Origin of the sequence: Micromonospora sp. NPDC049679 (assembly GCF_040659735.1) — a bacterium.
Classification (GTDB): Bacteria; Actinomycetota; Actinomycetes; order Mycobacteriales; family Micromonosporaceae; genus Micromonospora_I.
In genome coordinates this window covers 90,322-107,207 of sequence record NZ_JBFANZ010000021.1, presented here as the reverse complement: position 1 = coordinate 107,207, position 16,886 = coordinate 90,322, and the positions used below count along the sequence as shown (strand labels likewise).

The window sequence follows — 16,886 nt, the reverse complement described above, 5'->3', positions numbered from 1 at the left end:
ATTCGACCACCCGACCGTGGCGCATGACCATCACCTCCGCGCAGAGCTGACTGACGATCGCCAGGTCGTGCGAGACCAGGACGAGGGTGAGGGGAGGTCGGCACGTGACGACGGCTCAAGCCCGGGACGGGTCGGTCACCGGCCCGACCGTCCGGCGCATGCTCCTCGGCGCGCAGCTGCGTCGGCTCCGGGAGGCCCGCGGCGTGGCCCGCGACGCCGCGGGATGGGAGATCCGGGCGTCCGAGTCCAAGATCAGCCGGATGGAGCTCGGACGTGTCGGCTTCAAGGAGCGCGACATCGCCGACCTGCTCACGCTCTACGGCGTCACCGACACCGAGGAACGCGCGACGCTGCTCGCTCTGGCCCGCGAGGCCAACAGTCCAGGGTGGTGGCAGAGCTACGGCGACGTGCTGCCGCCGTGGTTCCAGTCATACCTGGGGCTGGAAGCCGCGGCCGCGCTCATCCGCAGTTACGAGGTGCAGTTCATCCCCGGTCTGCTGCAGACGGCGGACTACGCGCGGGCGGTCGTGCTCCTCGACCACGGCCGCGCGCCCGCGGAGGAGATCGAGCGGCGCGTCAGCCTGCGGATGGCCCGGCAGCGGATTCTCACCCGCCCCGACGCGCCCCAGCTCCGCGCGGTCGTGGACGAGGCGGCGCTGCGGCGACCGATCGGCGGCCTCGACGTCATGCGGGGACAGGTCGCGGCGCTGATCGAGGCGACGCGCCTGCCCAACGTCCGCCTGCAGGTGATGCCGTTCCACGCCGGAGGCCACGCCGCCGCCGGCGGGGCGTTCAGCATCTTGCGCTTCCCTGAGCCGCACCTGTCCGACGTGGTCTACATCGAACAACTCACCAGCGCGCTCTACCTCGACAAGCGCGGCGACGTGGAGCATTACGCGGCGGCGATGGACCGGGTGTGCGCCGATGCCGAACCGCCCGGGGCCACCGTCGACATCCTGCAACGCCTGCTCCGCACCCTCGACCTCGAAGGACGGTAGGGGGCGCGTCCGGCTCAGCGGGGGGACGCGCCGGGCGCGCCCTCCGGCGCCGGCAGATCCAGGACGTACGAGTCGCCCTCACGCCGGAACCCCAGACGCCCGTAGTACGCCCCCACCATCCCCGGCGGGGTGACCACGCGGCGGAAGCCGCGGTCGGTGAGGAACCGACTGCGGCGGTAGACGAACTCGCCGGGGGTGAAGTCCCGGAACCGCTGCGTCACGTAGTCGAGATCAACCTGCGCCACGCCGTTCCCGGTGTGCCGCAACAGCACGACGCCGACCACCTCGTCGGCCCGCAACACGAGGAAGGCCAGCCGGTCGGGCCAGCCGCCGTCCCACTCGAACTGCGGGTTGAACCGGGCGATGTCGGCTGCGTGCACCCGCAGCATGTGTGCCAGGAACTCGTCGTCCGTGCCGACCTCCACCACGGTGTACGTCCGCTCGTCGTGCCGGGTCGCGAGCATCTTGCGCAGGTAGTGCACGTTGATGATCGCGAGCACCACATTGAGCCCGACCATCGGCCAGACCCGTATCGCGCCGTTGTATCCGATGAGCACGAAGCAGCCGATCAGATTCAGCGTGCGGAGGCGCAGAATGCGGGTCTGCAGCAGGGACCAGACCAGCAATGCTGAGCCGGTCCAGCCGATCACGTCAAGCCATGTCACCTGGCGAGGTTAGCCGGTTCATCTGCGCGGCAGCCCGATCCCCTCCGTGCCGTCGGAGACGTATCGGTGGTCGCTGATCCGGGAGGTCGCCTGGAGTTCGACGACCGCCTATGCTGGCAGGGATCTTCCGGTCCCCCCGCCGAAAGGGCGTGTCCGTGAACCGACCCGACTGGGCACCACCAGAGATCGACGTCGACCGGCCCGCGGTCGCCCGGGTATACGACTACTACCTCGGCGGCCTGCACAATTTCGCCGTCGACCGCGAGTTCGCCGCTCAGGTGCTGCAGGCAATGCCGGACCTGCCCACCCACGCGCAGGAAAACCGCGCTTTCCTGCGGCGCGCGGTCCGGTTCCTCACCGCGCAGGGCATCGACCAGTTCGTCGACCTCGGGTCGGGCATTCCGACCGTCGGCAACGTGCACGAGGTCGCGCAGCGGGCCGACGCGGATTCCCGGGTGGTCTACGTCGACTGGGATCCGGTCGCGGTCGCGCACAGCCGGGCGATCCTCGACGGCAACCACCGGGCGAGCGTGATCGCCGCGGATCTCCGCCAGCCCGGCCAGGTGCTCGACGACCCCGCGCTGCGGCAACTGATCGACCTTGACCGGCCGGTGGCGGTGCTGCTCGTCTCGGTGCTCCACTTCGTCCCCGACGACCAGCGGCCCCGGGAGATCGTCTCCGAGTTCGCGAAGGCGGTCGCGCCGGGCAGCTACCTGGTCATCTCGCACGCGAGCAGCGAGGGTCAGCCCGAGCAGGCGGCGCGGCTGCAGGCGCTCTACAACAAGTCCGCGAGTCCGATGCGGGTCCGTAGCCGGGCGGAGATCAGCGCCCTCTTCGGCGACCTGACGCTCGTGGATCCGGGCGTGGTGCAGATGCCGCTCTGGCGGCCCGACTCGTCGGACGACGTCGGCCCGGATGTCGAGAGCTATCCCGGCTACGCGGGCGTCGCCCGCATCGGGTGATTCCGGCGACCAGCATGGAGCCGCGGCCCCGCGACGACGAGCTCGCCCGATCATGGGCGCGGGCGATCGCGCGTACCAGCTATGTGTCGATGAGCCGCGAGGAGCTGGTAACCCACCTCGAGCAGCCGGCCCGGCGGCTCATCGCGGCCCTCGCCGCGGACGACTACGACCCGCGGGTCCCGACCGAGGTCGGCGCCGGGCTGGTCGCCGCCCACTTCACCCACCCCAGTTCGCTGCAACGCACCCTCGCGGTGCTCGGGGCGCAGCTCGCCCCGGCGGCGCTCGCCGGGCAGCGGCTCGCCCGTCTCGGCGAGCTGCAGGGTGCGGTGGCGGCGGGCTACACCCAGGCCATGCAGGACCGGGCGTTGCACGAGCAGGAGCAGATCCGGACGGCCGTGATGGACGCCCGTGCGGAAGCGGACCGGGCCCGCTGGGCCAGCGAGGCACGGTTCCAGGCGCTCTTCGCGGAGGCCGCCGTCGGGATCGGCATCGCGACCGTCGACGGCCGGGTCATCGAGGTCAACCGGGCGCTCTGCGACATGTTCGGCTACAGCGCCGAGGAGATGATCGAGCATGTCGTGGCCGACTTCGTCCACCCGGACGACGCACCGGACGTGTGGCGCACCTACGACGACCTGGCGACCGGGCGGCGGGACCACTTCCGGATGGACAAGGCGTATTACCGCAGCGACGGCCAGAAGATCTGGACCGACCTGGTGGTCTCGCTGATCCGGAGCCAGGACGGCGTGCCCCTCTTCGTCGTGGCCATGGTGGAGGACATCACGGACCGGCAGCGGCTGCAGACGCAGCTACGCCACCAGGCGTCGCACGATCCGCTCACCGATCTGCCGAACCGCACCCTCTTCTACGACCGGCTGAACGCGATGCTGACCGATCCGCCACCCGGCGCGCGGGTCGGGCTCTGCTACCTCGACCTGGACGGGTTCAAGGCGATCAACGACACGTTCGGGCACGACGTCGGCGACGAGCTGCTGCGAACGGTCGCCGGTCGGCTCGCGGCGCGGCTCGCCGACGACGGTCACCTCGTCGCCCGGACGGGCGGTGACGAGTTCGTCGTGCTCATCGGGGGCAGCAGCGGCACGCAGGGACTGGTCGCGGTCGCCGAGACCGCGTTGGCGGCCGTCCGGGCCCCGCTCGATCTGGACGGGCACGCCATCGAGATCTCCGCCAGTCTCGGCCTGGTCGAGCGGGCGGCCACGGCGACGACCGCCGCCGAGCTGATGAAGGCCGCGGACACGACGCTCTACTGGGCCAAGGCCGACGGCCGCGACCGGTGGGCCCTCTTCGACACCGAGCGGTATGCCCGCGACGTCAGCCGTTACCGCCTCACGTCGCAACTGCCCGAAGCGCTGGCGCAGGGCCAGTTCTTCCTCGAATACCAGCCGCTGGTCAGTCTCCGCGACGGCACGCTGACCGGAGTCGAAGCCCTCGTCCGCTGGCGCCACCCCGAGCTGGGCGTGCTCGGGCCGGACCAGTTCATCGGGCTGGCCGAGGAGACCGGTCTCATCGTCGCGCTCGGGCGGTGGGTGCTCGGCGAGGCCTGTCAGCAGGGGCAGCGGTGGCGGGTGACCCACCCGCACCGCGATCTGCTGATCAGCGTCAACCTGGCGGTACGCCAGGTGCGGGATCCCGCGATCGTCACCACCGTCACCGAGATCCTCGACGGCAGTGGGCTCGATCCGAGGTGGCTGCAACTGGAGTTGACCGAGAGCGCGGTGATGGCCACCTCCGGGCAGCCGCTGCAGACCCTGCACGCGCTGGCCGACCTCGGTGCGCGGATCGCCATCGACGACTTCGGCACCGGGTATTCCAACCTGGCCTATCTGCGCGATCTGCCGGTCGGCACGCTCAAGCTGGCCGGTTCGTTCATCGCCGGTCTGCGCCACGCCGACCGGCCCGACCGCGTCGACCGGGAGATCCTCTCGACCCTGGTCCGGCTCGCGCACACCCTCGACATGACGGTGACGGCGGAAGGGGTGGAGACCGCCGATCAGGCCGACGCGCTGCGGCGGCTGGGCTGTGACACCGCCCAGGGCTGGCACTACGCGGCGGCCGGTCCCGCACAGTCGGTGACCGCCCTGCTCACCCGCTGACGCGCGCCGCCCCGTCGCCGCGCCGAAGGGGCACCGCGACGGGACGGGCAGCGGGTTGTCCTACTGGGCCGCGAGAACATCCACGACAAACCGCAGCGGGCCGGCGGGCTCCCCGCCCCCCGGGTTGTCGCCGTAGGCCAGCGCGGCCGGGATGTCCAGCTGCACCCGACTGCCGGCCTTCACCCCGACCAGACCCTGGTTCCAGCCGGGAATCACGTTGCCGCCGAGCTGAAACGAAAACGGCTCGGACCGCTTCCACGACGAGTCGAACTCCTCGCCGGTCCGGTACGAGACGCCGACGTAGTTGACGGTGATGGTCTGGCCGGCCTGCGCGGCCGGACCCGTCCCCTTCACCAGCGGCGTCACGGTGAGCTTCTCCAGGTCACCGGAGCCGGCGGTCACGGCCGGCTTCTGCGCCAGCGCCGCGTCGGCGCCGGGCGGAAGCGGGGGGAAGCCGGGATTGGCCGGCGGTGCGGCCTCGCTCGCCGCGGTCGCGGGTGCGGCCGCCGGGGCGGCGTCGGTCTCGGCCGAGCGGGTCGTGTTGTTCAGCACGATCACCACCGCCAGGATCGCGCCGAGCGTGGCCAGCCCGGCGACGGCGCCGGTGAGCGCCTGCCGACGGCGCTTGGCCGCGGCGGCCTCCGCCGCGGCGATCTTCTCGGCCGCACGCTTCTCGGCCTTGCCCGGCCGCTGCTCGCTGGCCGGCCCACCCTGCTGAGGGCTCGCAACCCGATCGCTCACTGTGATGTCAACTCCCTGGCGGAAAGGACGTGGAGCGGCGTGCTCGCGCGGGCCGCCCCGGGAAGATTTCGCACACGGTACCCGCGTCGTACCCTGCCGACGCCCCCGGCCGCGCCGCCCGCCCGTGCCGGCTACAGGTCGGTGACGATGACGTCGAGCTGGGCGGGCGCGCCGGTGGCGGACGGCTGCTCTTCGACCGTGTACTTCAGGTCGCGCAGGGCAACCGCCAACTCCGCCGGGGATTTCGGACGCGATCCGCTGGCCAGCAGGCTCCGCACCAGCCGTCCCTTGGTGGCCTTGTTGAAGTGGCTCACCACGGCGCGCTTGGCGACGCCGCCGACGATCCGCTCGTGCAGCACCCGCACGGTCGCGGTGCGGCCGGCGGTCGCGCCGCTCGGCCGCCACATCGCCGCGTAAGCCGACGAGCGCAGGTCGAGCACCAGCCCGTCACCGGCGACCTCGGCGAGCGCGGTGGGCATGGCCTTCTTCCAGTACGGCGCGAGCGCGCCCAACGATGGAAGTTTGACTCCGATGGAACAGCGATAGGGCGGGATGCGGTCGTTGACGCGCACCGCGCCCCAGAGCCCGGAGAAGACGAGGATCGAGCGTTGCGCCAGCCGTCGCGCCGGCGGCGCGAGCGAGGCGAGGTCCAGCGCGTCGTAGAGCACGCCGGTGTAGAGCCGCCGGGCGGGCAGCGCCGACGCCTCGCGCAGCCGGGCGTTGCGCCGCACCTCGTCCCGCTGGCCGGGGCTGAGCCCGAGCACGGCGCGGGCGGCGTCGTCGTCGGGCTGCGCGCAGAGGTTCACCAGCGCCTCAAGCGCGCGTTCCCGCGCCGGGTTGAGCTCGGGCAGGGACAACGCGTCGAGATCCAGCGGACGGCCCGACCCGGATGCGGCCTTTCCCTCCGACGGCGGCAGGAGGACGAGCACGGTGAACTCCTCGGGATGACGCGGCCGGGGTGTCGCGGGGGCCGGGCAAGAGTACGGGATGACCGCCGACCTGCTACTGAGCGGTCGTTCGCTCGGTGCGGCTCAGGCTGGTCACTCCGGTGCGCAGATGGGCGCGAGGGCCGCGGTGACCGTTCGACGCCGAACCCGTGCGAGTGGATGGAGAGGGCCCCCAGCCCGATGGATCTCGCGCCGGTCCATGGACGTGGCTAACGCAGTCGTCCGCGTGGGGCGCTCTGCATGATCTGGGCGAGCACCGCGCTGTAGTCCTGCTCGCCGCGCCCCGCCTCCTGCGCCGCCGCGACCCAGGCGCCGGCGGCCACGGCGACCGGCAGGGCCAGGCGTGCCCCGGCGGCGGCGTCGGTGACGAGGTCGGCGTCCTTGCGGGCCAGCGACAGCGCGAACCGGGGCGGGTAGTCGCCCGACTCGACCGCCGGGCGGCGTTTCTCCGCCTGGGCCGCGACCGGGGTCGCGGAGAGCACCTGGAACGCCGCCTCGCGGGAGAGCCCGAGCCCGTCGGCCAGCGCGAGCGCCTCGCCGAGAACGCCGAGGACACCGATCAGCGTGGAGTTGGCGACGAGCTTCGCGGCCGCGCCGGCGCCGAGGGGACCGACGTGTACGGGGGAGCCGAGCGGGGCGAGCAGCGGTGTCCACCGTTGCGCGAGCGGGGCCGGGCCGCCGACGAAGATGTGCAGTGTGCCGGACTCGACCTCCGCCAAGCTGCCGAGGACCGGGGCGTCGAGCAGGCCGACCCCGTCGGGCAGCAGCGACGCCAGCCGGGCAACGGCGGGGGGACCGACGGTGGACATCTCCATCAACGTGGTCGAGGCCGACGCCCCGGCGAGTACGCCGTCCGGCCCCTCGGTGACGTCCCGCAGGGCGGCGGGGTCGGCCAACATCGTGATCACCAGTTCGGCCTGCCGGGCCGCGTCGGCGGGGGTGTCGGCCAGCGCCGCGCCGCGCGCGACGAGTTCGCGCGCCTTGGCGGGGCTGCGGTTCCAGACGACGAGCTGGTGGTCGGCGTCGAGCAGCCGGCCGGCCATGCGGCTGCCCATGGCGCCGAGACCGATGAAGGCGATGCTGGTCATGACTCCATCCTGCCAATCCGGCGGATGGTCCGCCGGCCGACGGCGGTGCCGCCCCGCGTTCCATCGACGCGGGTCGGGGGCGGCAGCGCCAGCTGCAGGTGACCGGGCGGGGGTAACCCGTAGCGTGACCGACGAGGACGGTCGATCGTCGCGCTGCGCGGTAAGAAAAGGACAAACGGGTACAGGTTGGGCTGTTGACCGGTCTCGTCCTGCTGTTCGTGGCCGTGATGCGCGGCTCGACGGAGGCCGAAGCCGTCGTCCGCTCCACCATCGAGCTGGCCCGTACGCTCGGGCTCGAGGCCGTCGCTGAAGGCGTCGAGACGAGCCAGCAGCGCCGCACGCTCTGGGAGTTGGGCTGCGGCACCGCGCAGGGGCATGGCATCGCCCCGCCTCACACCGGACCCTGCGCGATGTCACCCGATCAGTGGCCGTCCGGCCGTACCTCACAACTCGGGGCTGTTGCTGCCGATCATTGACGTGCCGTCCGCATCGAACGCCGGAGACAGGGGTCGCGTCCGTGAAGTTGTGGAGCAGGGACGAGAGCCCGGACACGGACGGCCCCGCGTCCGCACGGTGGATCCTCTGGCAGCGCGAGGGACACGTACCGGGGGCGCCGTCGCCGGAGCATGCGCAGCGCCGCGGCGGACGAGCGATGGAGCACCCGACCGTGGCGCCGCGGCAGGAGGCTCGAGCGACGGTCGCCGGGGGCCGGTCCCATGAGGCGCGGGCCGCCCGTCGTCCCGCCACCCCGGCCGGTACCCCCGGCGCGGTCGCCGGGGTACGGGCGGCCGGTGCGGAGCTGATCAACTCGATAATCGACCGGCGTGCCGTGGAGATCGTCTATCAACCGGTCTTCGACGCGCTCGGTCGGGAAATCGTCGGTTTCGAAGCGCTCACCCGCGGGCCGGAGGGGCCGCTGCGGTCACCGCTGCGGCTGTTCGCCGCGGCCCGCGCCGTCGGCCGCGCCGGCGAGCTGGACTGGATCTGCCGCGCGGCCGCCTTCCGCGGGCTGATGGACGCGGAGCTGCATCCCTCCGTGTCGCTGTTCGCCAACGTCGAGCCGGACTCGCTGATCATGCCCTGCCCGGAGGACCTGCTCGCGACGATGTGGGAGGCGGAGGCGCGGCTGCGCGTCTTCATCGACGTGCCCGCCCGCGCGCTGGCCCGGTATCCGTTGGAGGTGCTCGAATCCGTCCGCCGTGCCCGCGCCGCGGGCTGGGGCGTCTCCCTGGACGACCTGGAGTTCAGCCCGCCGGCCATGGCATTGCTGCCGACCCTGGAACCGGATGTGATCCGGCTGGACCACGCACTGCTGCACGACGGCGGGCAGAGCGCCGCCAACGCGTTCACCGCCGCGCTCACGGAATGCGAACGGGTCGGCACCGTCATCCTCGTGCAACATGTCGAAGACGGCTCGGCGCGGATGCTCGGTCGGCCACTGGGCCCCGTCTACCGGCAGGGGATCCACCACGGGGAGCCGGGATCTCTTCCCCGTACGCTGCCCGTGCCCCACGCGCCGGTCCCGCTGCCGGTCCGCCCCAGCAGCGGAGCCACGCCCTGGGAGGTGGTCACCTCGGCCTCGGGCGGGCGGCACTGGGGAGCAGGAGCGCAACAGGACAACCTGGACCGGCTGTCCCGGCACTTCGCGGCCCAGGCCGCGCGCACCGTCGAGACCCCGGCCATCGCGGTGGTGTTCCCCGAGAACAGGACGCGCTCATCGGGCTCCGTCGCCTACTACCGCTCGCTGCTCGAGAGCGCGCCGCTGAGTCTTTTCATCGGCAGGGACGTCAACGTGTACGAGGACTGGCGGACCCGTACCGGGGAGGTGCCGCCGGGGCACCCGTTGGACGGACAATTTTGCCTGCTGGGGCTCTCCGCCTCCGCCGCGCGCGTTCTGGTGGCCCGACCCGTGCAGTCGGGCGGCGGCGCGGCCACGCCCGGCACGTGGGACATCGCGATGAGCCACGACCCCATGGTCTGTCGGCAGGTGATGCGCGACCTGCTGCACACCATGGACCGACTTCCCGGCGGGGTGCGGTGGGAGCGACCCGCGGAGGATGGAGACCCGCCGCAGGACGCGGGCTGATCTGCGCAGACGCCCTCAGCCGCGTGCGAGGGCCTCCTCGACGAGGGCGAGGTGTTCCCGCAGCGCAGCCGGATTGAGGTCGGGTCGTCCGCCCGGGTGTCCGACCGTGGCGCTGGCGGCGGCCGCGGCGAAGCGGGCCACCCGCTCCGGCCGCTCGCCGCGCAGCAACGCCGCGGTCAGACCGGCGATGAGCGCGTCGCCCGCCCCGGTCGTGTCCACGATCCGCGTGTGCGTGAACGGAATGAGCAGATGGCCGTCGGGCCAGACGAAGAGATTGCCCAGCGGGTCCAGCGCGAGCGCGATGAGAGACGGGCCGAGTTCGAGCAGCCTCCGGGCGCCGCGCAGCGCCCCGTCCGGATCGCGGGCGGCGGCACCGAGCAGCTCGATCGTCTCGCGCGCGTCCGTCCGGATCACGTCGGCCTCCGCTATCAACGCGGCGCGCCGGTGGTCGTCCACCGGGGTGCCGTCGAGCACGACGAGTCCCGTCGCGAGCCGCGCCGCGCACAGCGCGACGGCGGAGGGTTGCTGAAGCTGGACCAGGACGGCCGGCGCCGCGGCGAGCCGGTCGGCCGCGGCCGTGACGTCGGCCTCGGTCAGCAGCACCGTCTCCGGCACGTGTTCGAGGTACCGCCACTGGTGGCTCGCGTCGAGCACGTCGACGATCAGCCCGGTGTCGGCGCCCGCCCGGCGCACCACGGCCGACACGTCGATGCCGTCCCGTACCGCCTGTGCCAGCATGTCGTCGCCGACCCGGTCGTCGCCGGCGACGGCGACCAGGCCCACCGGCACGCCGAGCTGCGCGAGGGAGACCGACTGGTTGGCGCCCTTACCGCCGAGCATCTCCCGCCGCAGGTGCACCGGCGTCCCCTCGGACGCGCCGGGGACCGCGTCGACGACGAGAACGAGGTCGCGCACGAGCTGGCCCACCACCATCACGGCGGCGTCGGTCACGCCGGGCCGGGGAGAGTTCACTCCCGTGCTCTACCCCGGTCGCACCGACGCCACGCCTTCCGGCCGTGACTGTTCGGCCGGCCGTTACGGTCGGCTTCCGCGGGGAACCCGGTAGGCGGGACATCGGAAGGAGGCAGGCTATGGTTTCCCGTTCGAGGCTGCGGTTGTCGCGTCTGTTCGGCATCCGGCTGAGGCCGCGGTTGAGCTGGTACCTGCATCGCCGCCAGCGCCCGACCGGCGTGCGTCGTCGTGTCCGGGGGCAGGAGACGGTCTACCGGCTGCGCCTGCGGGAGAAGCGGCTGCTGCGTGAGCAGTACGATCTGCGCGAGCGTCAGCTGCGGCGTGTCCTGCAGCAGGCGGGACGGCAGGACGGGCAGATCACCGATCGCCTGACCGACCATCTCGAGCAGCGCCTGGACGCGCTCGTGTGGCGCGCCGGCTTCGCCGCCACCGTGAACCAGGCGCGTCGGCTCATCAACCACAACTCGTTCACCGTCGACGGAACCAAGGTGAACCGGCCGTCCTACCACGTCCAGCCCGGGCAGATCGTCGCGGTGCGGCGTGCGCGGCAGGAGAAACTCCCGTTCCTTCTCGCCGCGGAGCTCTCCGCCGCCCGGGGCGCCCCACCGCCGTATCTCGAGGTTCATCCCGCGGAGCTGCGCGCCACGCTCACCCACGAGCCACGCAAGGACGAGGTGCCGGTGCTCCGCGACCACGAGTTTCTCATCAGCTCAACCCGCCGCTGACCCCGGCGCTCATGCCCGCCGCCCCGTGCCGGATCCCCACTCCGCCCCCGGCCGGGGCGGCGGCGACACACGCTGTCATGACGGGACAGTCGTTTCCGAGGGGCCCGCGATGCGCCGGGCGTCAATGCCGCACCGCGCGACCGACGTCCGTCGCGGCGTACCGCGCCCGACACCGCCGCCTCGACGCGCGACGATCCGGCCGTGCCGGTGGGGTCGGCCGGGGCGACTCGTGATCACGGCAATTCCGGGTCGCGGGGCCGCACTGATTGCGGGTCGAGCCATTTGCGTCGGCGAGATCACGCACAGCGACGCGATCACGGCGGGTCGGTAACCGGCGGCGGATTAGGGCGTTCTCCGTGGTATTCGGGGAGCCGCATTCCTCGGCCATCCGCCGTTGGATCCGAAATCCGGTTCTCGTAATTGCCGAATTCCTTGCAGAATTGTCCACCTATGGGTCAGACTTAATCCCTCAAATCGCAGGACTTACGAGGAGTGCCCCCGGTGGCTAGGCAAGTGATTGTCGTACTGACGGACGACCTCGACGGGAGTGACGCCGACCGGACCGTGGAGTTCGACCTCGACGGCGTCGGCTACACGATTGACCTGTCGGAGAAGAATGCGGGCGAACTGCGCAAGGCGCTGGATCCGTTCATCACGGCCGGCACCCGGGTCGGGCGGGGTGGCTTGGAGCCCCGACGCGAGAATCGGCGGGGCGCGGCGCCGGCCCGGTCGGACCGCGACCAGAACAGAGCGATCCGCGAGTGGGCGCTCAACAACGGCTACGAGGTCTCCGAACGAGGCCGGATTCCGGCGTCGGTCGTAGAGGCGTTCAACAACCGCTGAGGAAGCCGCGGCGGCGCGGACCGGAAACCGGTGGACATGTCGACGTCGGGGCTATGGCGGGGAACCGCTGAGGTGTCCTCGTAGGCTTGGCAGCCATGTCCCGTGAGGTTTTCGGCCGCCCGCTGCGCAGCGTTCTCTTTGACGCCGCCGTCTCCTGTTGGGTGGTGCTGTTCTCGGTCGTCGGCACCGTCACCCAACCCGGCGGCTGGAAGTCCACCCTCATCGGTGTCGTCATGGCGGTCGCGGTTTTCTTTCGGCGTGCGCATCCGACTGTCGTGGGCGCGGTGGTCGCCGTGCTCGCCCTGCTCCAGGTCGTCCTGGGCTGGGAGCCGATCGCCTTCGACGTCGCCGTTCTGATCGCGATGTACAGCGTGGTCAAGTACGCCGACCGGTTGCGGGACGGCATCATCGCGGCGCCGTGACGCTCATCGGGGTGGTGATCGCCGCTGAGCAACTGTCCGGCGACTGGTGGGCGAGCGCGATCTTTCTCGCGGTGGTCTCCGGTGCCGTGTGGCTCGCGGCGCTCAACGTCCGCACCCGCCGCCTCTACGTCGTCAGCCTGGAGGAGCGGGCCACGACGCTGGAGCGGGAGCGCGACGCGCAGGCGCGGGCGGCGGTGGCCGAGGAGCGCACCCGGATCGCGCATGAACTGCACGACGTGGTCGCCCACAGCATGGCCGTCATGATCGTGCAGGCCGACGGGGCGACGTACATGTTCGACCGCGATCCGGCGACCGCGCGGGCTGGTCCTGACCACCTTCGACACCGAGTCCGACGCCTTCGCCGCGCTGCGCGCCGGCGCCAGCGCGTTCCTGCTCAAGAACGTTCCGCCTGATGAGCTGCTGGCCGCGATCCGGGTGGTCGCCAGCGGGGACTCGGTCGTCGCGCCCCGTATCACGCGTCGGCTGCTCGACCGCTTCGCCGACCAGCTCCGACCGGCACCGACGGCCGACCCGCGGCTGGCCGAGCTGACCGAGCGGGAGCGGGAGGTGCTGTTGCTGGTCGCCCAGGGGCTGTCCAATGCGGAGGTCGCCGGCCGGTCGCACGTCGCGGAGGCGACGGTCAAGACACACGTGGGCAAGGTGCTGACCAAGCTGGGCCTGCGCGACCGCGTCCAGGCGGTGGTCCTGGCGTAAGACGGGTCTGGTCACGCCGGGCGCCTGATCGCGCCCGATGTGCGACCTGCGACGTAGGGGAGACGCCGGAGGAGTGCTACCCGGGGACGAAACGGAACGGGCACTGAGGTGGAGAGGGTTCAGCCCTGGCGCGGCAGCGCGGCCTGCACGTCGACTCGACCGTGACGGTCGCGGGTCGGGAGTTGCGGGTCGTGGCCGTCGTCGAGGACAAGTCGAAGTCGACGCTCGAACCGGGGAGCGCCGTCCCCGCCGGCCACATGATCGCCGTTTCCGACGTCGAGTTCTCCGCGGCCTTCCCCGCCGTGGGGCCGGAGCTGGTGGCGATGGAGGGCGCCGACGGCGTCTCCGACCAGCGCGCGCGACGCGGTGGAGACGATCGTCGCGAAGTACCCGACGGTGACCTTCATGGACCGGGCCGCGTACAAGAAGATGCTGACCGGCACCGTGGACATGCTGTTGGCGTTCATCACCGCGCTGCTGGGGCTGGCCGTGGTCATCGCCCTGGTCGGGGTCGCCAACACACTCACCCTCTCCGTGGTGGAACGCACCCGCGAGAACGGTGTGCTGCGGGCCGTCGGCCTCACCCGTGGTCGGATGCGGGCGATGCTCGCCGTCGAGGCCGTGCTCATGTCGCTGGTCGGCGCGCTGCTCGGTATCGGACTCGGCGCCGCTGTCGGCGCGGGCGCGGTCGGATTCCTCAACGGACTGGGCGGCGAATTCACCCTGGTGCTGCCCTGGCGGCGGCTCGGTCTGATCCTCGGTGTCGCCGCGGTCGCCGCGGTCGCCGCGCTGCTCGCCTCGGTGCTGCCGTCCCGGCGCGCGGTCAGCCGGCCGGTCGTCGAGGCGCTCGGCACCGAGTAGCACGGGGGAGGGTCCGACCCGGGCGAACACGGACGGGGCCGGTGGGGGCCGTCACGGTCGCGCCAGTCGGCGCAGGGCCGACACGTACCGGTCGGTGATGAGCCTCTGGACGCCGCTGCTCACCGGCCCACCCGCGCGGGCCAGCAGTGACGCGTGCCGGGAGAAGGCCCGTACGCTGAAGCGCACCTCCCCGGCCGGCGTCAGCTCGACGATGAAGGCCTCCTCGCCACACTCCGGGTGCCCGGGCAGTGTTCCGTAGGCGAAGCCGCGACGGTCGGGCTCGTCCACGGTGTACACCACCCGGCACGGTGCCAGGATGCCGAACCGGCGCCAGCCCAGCGTGAGCACCGCGACCACGCCGACGTCGGCGGTGGGACCCGAGGCGGTCACGGTCAGCCCGGCGCGGCGATGCATCGTCCACGCGGAGAGCGCGCGGGCCGCGTGTTCGAATGCCGGCCGGCCACGGCCGAGCGGTTCGTTCCGGTCCACGTGGGCGTAACCCGCGGGGAGACAGCCGCGTGTGCCGCCACGCTCCGGATAGGTCAAAGGCGCCGTCATGAGTGCGTCGATGTTTGTCGTGCTCCGTGGAAGTTCCATATTTGACAAGCCTTCCGGCGCGTCATCGTCGCGCCTTCGGTCGAATCGCTGGCCGTGGCATTGACCACAATCTGTTACCGGCGCGAGTATCCTGGGCTAGAGTAGGGGGGCAGCGATCAACCATCTGGTTCAGGTGGATCCGCCACAAGCGGGGTCGTCCGGTTCGGACACTTTATTCGCTGCTTTCACTGCACGAGGGCGACGGTTGCGGCTTGCCGCAACCGTCGCCTGATTGCTGTCAGGCCACCGGCCCGCTGACATGGCGACGGCGATCAAATCCGCTCCGACACGGCCGCAATTCGGCGGGACGCGGCGGCTGGTGAGCTTTTCCGACCACGATCTGGATGATCGGATGAGGGCGCCGCCAGCCGGCCCAGGTCATCGCGCACGAGCCTCTACTGGACCTACCAGCGCGCGCCGGGGCGGACGGCCGGGACGGTCGAGGCCAAGGATGTCGACTTCGGCGGCACGTCCTGAAGCCTGCGCGACCGGCACGGGAACGCCTCGGGACGGCACCGGGTCCACGGCGATCGACCAGGACTCAGATCGCGGCGAGCGTCGAGGGCACCTCGTCGAGGAGCTCCCGGGCGAGGAAGCCGATCCGGCCGAACCGCGGCGCCAACCGGAGGCCGCTGACGGCGTGCGCGTACGCGCCCCAGCAGGCGGCCTGTGCCGGATCGGTGCCGCGGGACAGCAGCCCCGCGACGATGCCGGCGCGTACGTCTCCGCTGCCCGAGGTGCCCAGCCCCGCGTCGCCGCTCTCCTCACGCCACCCCCGCCCGTCCGTTGTCGCGATGTGACCGAAGAGCGAGACGACAGCCTGGTATCGCTCGGCGAGAGTCGCCGCGGCGCGGGACAGGTCCTCGCCGGGCTCCCGGCCGAGCAGGTAGTGCGCCTCGGTCAGGTTGGGCGTGAGAACGACCGGTTGGGGCCGGCCAGCGAGCAGATCGGGCTCGCGGCTGAGCGCGCCGAGGGCGTACGCGTCGAGCACCATCGCGGTCCGCGGGCCGGCGGCGTCGAGGACGAAGCGCAGCAGCTTCCCGGTCTCCTCGACGTTGTCCAGCCCCGGTCCGACGGCGACCACCTGCGCGTCCCCGACGAGCTCCGCGAGGCGATCGGACGGGCGGCCGGCGACGGATCCGCCGGCGGTCTCCGGGAGCCCGATCACCATCGCCTCGGGAACCTGCATGCTCAACGCCGTCGCGGTCGACTCGGTGACCGCGAGCTGCAACACGCCGGCGCCGGCGCGCAGCGCCGCGATCCCGGCGAGCAGCACCGCGCCGGGGGTGAAGCGGGAGCCACCGACGACCAGGACCGTCCCGCGCGCGTCCTTCCCGCCTTCCGGTACAGGTAACGGCCAATCCCGCAGCAGCCGGGGAGTGATCACGATGGGCTCAGACGGGCTCGGCATCCACGCCCTCCTCCTGTGTCGGGGTGGCGCCTTCTCGGCGCAGATGTTCCACCTGGTTGAACTCGAGGAGCGACAGCCGCTTCTCGTCGCTGCGCAGCCAGCTCGTGATGGAGCAGTTGGCGACGGTGTTGTCGTGTGCGAACGCCATCAGCTCGGCCTCGGTGAGCCCCTCCAGCAGGTAGCGGAGGAGGAAGACGATCGCTTCGTGCCCCACCAGCAGCACCCGACCGTCCTCGTGATCGCGGCGCAGATCGCCCAGCAGGCTGCGCAGCCGCAGCGCGACGTCCGCCCAGGATTCGCCTCCCGGCGGCCGGTAGTAGAACTTGCCCAGCCGATCCCGCCGCTCGGCCTCGGCCGGCAGCCGTGTCCGCACCCCGTGCGCGGTGAGTAGATCGAGCACGCCCAACTCCCGGTCGCGTAGCCGCTCGTCGCGGAGCATCGGGATGCCCGGCGCGCGCAGCGCCGACTCGGCGGTCTGGACGGTTCGCAGGTACGGCGAGACGACGGCCACTTCGGGTCGTTCGTCGGGGGGCAGCGCCGCGAGCCACCGCCCGACCGCCTCGGCCTGTTGGCGTCCCGTCCGCGACAGCGGAACGTCCGCGTCGCGCTCCGCGATGTCGATCAGCTCCATCCCACCCGTCTCGGCGCGCAGCGCCGCGACGTTGCCGGTGCTCTCGCCGTGCCGGACGATGCCGAGCCACGCCAGTTCCGTCATGCGGCGTCCGATACCCCCGCCACGG

Annotated in this window: 18 protein-coding genes and 2 pseudogenes; 11 read left to right on the top strand and 9 right to left on the bottom strand. The window is 72.0% G+C overall.

Annotated features, from left to right (window positions below; translation table 11 throughout):
• Window positions 1-158 precede the first annotated feature (158 nt).
• Window positions 159-998: a helix-turn-helix transcriptional regulator gene (locus AB0J06_RS16120; protein ID WP_357429084.1), complete on the top strand. Its 840-nt coding sequence runs from the start codon at window positions 159-161 to the stop codon at window positions 996-998.
• Window positions 999-1,012: 14 nt separating this feature from the next.
• Here AB0J06_RS16120 and AB0J06_RS16115 read toward each other — a convergent pair whose 3' ends face one another.
• Window positions 1,013-1,663, bottom strand: coding sequence for a hypothetical protein (locus tag AB0J06_RS16115; protein ID WP_357429064.1), 651 nt, complete (start codon window positions 1,661-1,663; stop codon window positions 1,013-1,015).
• A gap of 155 nt (window positions 1,664-1,818) precedes the next feature.
• Here AB0J06_RS16115 and AB0J06_RS16110 point away from each other — a divergent pair, with 155 nt between their 5' ends.
• Both AB0J06_RS16110 and AB0J06_RS16105 read left to right on the top strand, forming a co-directional pair.
• Window positions 1,819-2,625, top strand: coding sequence for an SAM-dependent methyltransferase (locus AB0J06_RS16110; protein ID WP_357429062.1), 807 nt, complete (start codon window positions 1,819-1,821; stop codon window positions 2,623-2,625).
• 14 nt (window positions 2,626-2,639) lie between these two features.
• On the top strand, window positions 2,640-4,739 hold the full coding sequence (locus tag AB0J06_RS16105; protein WP_357429060.1) for an EAL domain-containing protein: 2,100 nt from the start codon (window positions 2,640-2,642) through the stop codon (window positions 4,737-4,739).
• Window positions 4,740-4,799: 60 nt separating this feature from the next.
• Here AB0J06_RS16105 and AB0J06_RS16100 read toward each other — a convergent pair whose 3' ends face one another.
• The 3 genes from AB0J06_RS16100 to AB0J06_RS16090 form a co-directional block, all read right to left on the bottom strand.
• Window positions 4,800-5,480, bottom strand: a complete 681-nt coding sequence (locus tag AB0J06_RS16100; RefSeq protein WP_357429058.1) for an FKBP-type peptidyl-prolyl cis-trans isomerase — start codon at window positions 5,478-5,480, stop codon at window positions 4,800-4,802.
• Between the two features lie 131 nt (window positions 5,481-5,611).
• Window positions 5,612-6,409: a peroxide stress protein YaaA gene (gene yaaA / locus AB0J06_RS16095; RefSeq protein WP_357429056.1), complete on the bottom strand. Its 798-nt coding sequence runs from the start codon at window positions 6,407-6,409 to the stop codon at window positions 5,612-5,614.
• Between the two features lie 227 nt (window positions 6,410-6,636).
• Window positions 6,637-7,515, bottom strand: coding sequence for an NAD(P)-dependent oxidoreductase (locus tag AB0J06_RS16090; protein ID WP_357429054.1), 879 nt, complete (start codon window positions 7,513-7,515; stop codon window positions 6,637-6,639).
• A 194-nt stretch (window positions 7,516-7,709) separates the two neighbouring features.
• Here AB0J06_RS16090 and AB0J06_RS16085 point away from each other — a divergent pair, with 194 nt between their 5' ends.
• Entirely contained in the window at window positions 7,710-7,991 is a 282-nt protein-coding gene (locus tag AB0J06_RS16085; protein ID WP_357429052.1) for an EAL domain-containing protein, read from the top strand.
• Window positions 7,992-8,167: 176 nt separating this feature from the next.
• Window positions 8,168-9,601 (top strand): EAL domain-containing protein, encoded by a 1,434-nt coding sequence (locus AB0J06_RS16080; protein WP_357429050.1) that lies wholly within the window; start codon window positions 8,168-8,170, stop codon window positions 9,599-9,601.
• A gap of 15 nt (window positions 9,602-9,616) precedes the next feature.
• On the opposite strand, the gene AB0J06_RS16075 is transcribed toward AB0J06_RS16080, so the two are convergent.
• Entirely contained in the window at window positions 9,617-10,573 is a 957-nt protein-coding gene (locus AB0J06_RS16075) for a PfkB family carbohydrate kinase (protein WP_357429048.1), read from the bottom strand.
• A gap of 119 nt (window positions 10,574-10,692) precedes the next feature.
• Between AB0J06_RS16075 and rpsD the strand changes: the two genes are divergently transcribed.
• From rpsD to AB0J06_RS16050, 5 genes and pseudogenes are all read left to right on the top strand, one after another.
• The gene (gene rpsD / locus AB0J06_RS16070; RefSeq protein ID WP_357429046.1) at window positions 10,693-11,298 is read left to right on the top strand and encodes a 30S ribosomal protein S4; all 606 of its coding nucleotides are present in this window, start codon (window positions 10,693-10,695) and stop codon (window positions 11,296-11,298) included.
• Between the two features lie 501 nt (window positions 11,299-11,799).
• Complete coding sequence (locus AB0J06_RS16065; RefSeq protein ID WP_357429044.1) at window positions 11,800-12,141, top strand: Lsr2 family protein; 342 nt, start codon at window positions 11,800-11,802, stop codon at window positions 12,139-12,141.
• Window positions 12,142-12,236: 95 nt separating this feature from the next.
• Window positions 12,237-12,563, top strand: a complete 327-nt coding sequence (locus tag AB0J06_RS16060; RefSeq protein ID WP_357429042.1) for a hypothetical protein — start codon at window positions 12,237-12,239, stop codon at window positions 12,561-12,563.
• A 251-nt stretch (window positions 12,564-12,814) separates the two neighbouring features.
• Window positions 12,815-12,880: pseudogene (locus tag AB0J06_RS16055) on the top strand (hypothetical protein); the annotation flags it as partial.
• Window positions 12,870-13,305, top strand: a pseudogene (locus AB0J06_RS16050) (response regulator transcription factor); the annotation flags it as partial. The pseudogenes AB0J06_RS16055 and AB0J06_RS16050, both read left to right, overlap by 11 nt.
• 91 nt (window positions 13,306-13,396) lie before the next feature.
• Here the strand turns inward: AB0J06_RS16050 and AB0J06_RS16045 are convergent.
• Window positions 13,397-13,684 (bottom strand): hypothetical protein, encoded by a 288-nt coding sequence (locus tag AB0J06_RS16045; RefSeq protein ID WP_357429040.1) that lies wholly within the window; start codon window positions 13,682-13,684, stop codon window positions 13,397-13,399.
• Here AB0J06_RS16045 and AB0J06_RS16040 point away from each other — a divergent pair.
• Window positions 13,683-14,138, top strand: coding sequence for an ABC transporter permease (locus AB0J06_RS16040; protein WP_357429038.1), 456 nt, complete (start codon window positions 13,683-13,685; stop codon window positions 14,136-14,138). The genes AB0J06_RS16045 and AB0J06_RS16040 overlap by 2 nt on opposite strands.
• 51 nt (window positions 14,139-14,189) lie before the next feature.
• On the opposite strand, the gene AB0J06_RS16035 is transcribed toward AB0J06_RS16040, so the two are convergent.
• From AB0J06_RS16035 to AB0J06_RS16025, 3 genes are all read right to left on the bottom strand, one after another.
• Window positions 14,190-14,696, bottom strand: a complete 507-nt coding sequence (locus AB0J06_RS16035; RefSeq protein WP_357429036.1) for a DUF1990 domain-containing protein — start codon at window positions 14,694-14,696, stop codon at window positions 14,190-14,192.
• Window positions 14,697-15,276: 580 nt separating this feature from the next.
• Complete coding sequence (locus AB0J06_RS16030) at window positions 15,277-16,146, bottom strand: NAD(P)H-hydrate dehydratase (RefSeq protein WP_357429034.1); 870 nt, start codon at window positions 16,144-16,146, stop codon at window positions 15,277-15,279.
• Window positions 16,130-16,861 (bottom strand): histidine phosphatase family protein, encoded by a 732-nt coding sequence (locus AB0J06_RS16025; protein ID WP_357429032.1) that lies wholly within the window; start codon window positions 16,859-16,861, stop codon window positions 16,130-16,132. The genes AB0J06_RS16030 and AB0J06_RS16025 overlap by 17 nt, the downstream gene beginning before the upstream one ends.
• Window positions 16,862-16,886 lie beyond the last annotated feature (25 nt).

Bases quoted from the DNA above. Each gene is read 5' to 3' on its own strand.
- AB0J06_RS16120 (WP_357429084.1), top strand. From the start codon at position 159: ATGCTCCTCGGCGCGCAGCTGCGTCGGCTCCGGGAGGCCCGCGGCGTG.
- AB0J06_RS16105 (WP_357429060.1), top strand. From the start codon at position 2,640: ATGGAGCCGCGGCCCCGCGACGACGAGCTCGCCCGATCATGGGCGCGG.
- AB0J06_RS16090 (WP_357429054.1), bottom strand. From the start codon at position 7,515: ATGACCAGCATCGCCTTCATCGGTCTCGGCGCCATGGGCAGCCGCATG.
- AB0J06_RS16080 (WP_357429050.1), top strand. From the start codon at position 8,168: ATGGAGCACCCGACCGTGGCGCCGCGGCAGGAGGCTCGAGCGACGGTC.
- rpsD (WP_357429046.1), top strand. From the start codon at position 10,693: ATGGTTTCCCGTTCGAGGCTGCGGTTGTCGCGTCTGTTCGGCATCCGG.
- AB0J06_RS16060 (WP_357429042.1), top strand. From the start codon at position 12,237: ATGTCCCGTGAGGTTTTCGGCCGCCCGCTGCGCAGCGTTCTCTTTGAC.
- AB0J06_RS16040 (WP_357429038.1), top strand. From the start codon at position 13,683: ATGGACCGGGCCGCGTACAAGAAGATGCTGACCGGCACCGTGGACATG.
- AB0J06_RS16045 (WP_357429040.1), bottom strand. From the start codon at position 13,684: ATGAAGGTCACCGTCGGGTACTTCGCGACGATCGTCTCCACCGCGTCG.
- AB0J06_RS16035 (WP_357429036.1), bottom strand. From the start codon at position 14,696: ATGACGGCGCCTTTGACCTATCCGGAGCGTGGCGGCACACGCGGCTGT.
- AB0J06_RS16030 (WP_357429034.1), bottom strand. From the start codon at position 16,146: ATGCCGAGCCCGTCTGAGCCCATCGTGATCACTCCCCGGCTGCTGCGG.
- AB0J06_RS16025 (WP_357429032.1), bottom strand. From the start codon at position 16,861: ATGACGGAACTGGCGTGGCTCGGCATCGTCCGGCACGGCGAGAGCACC.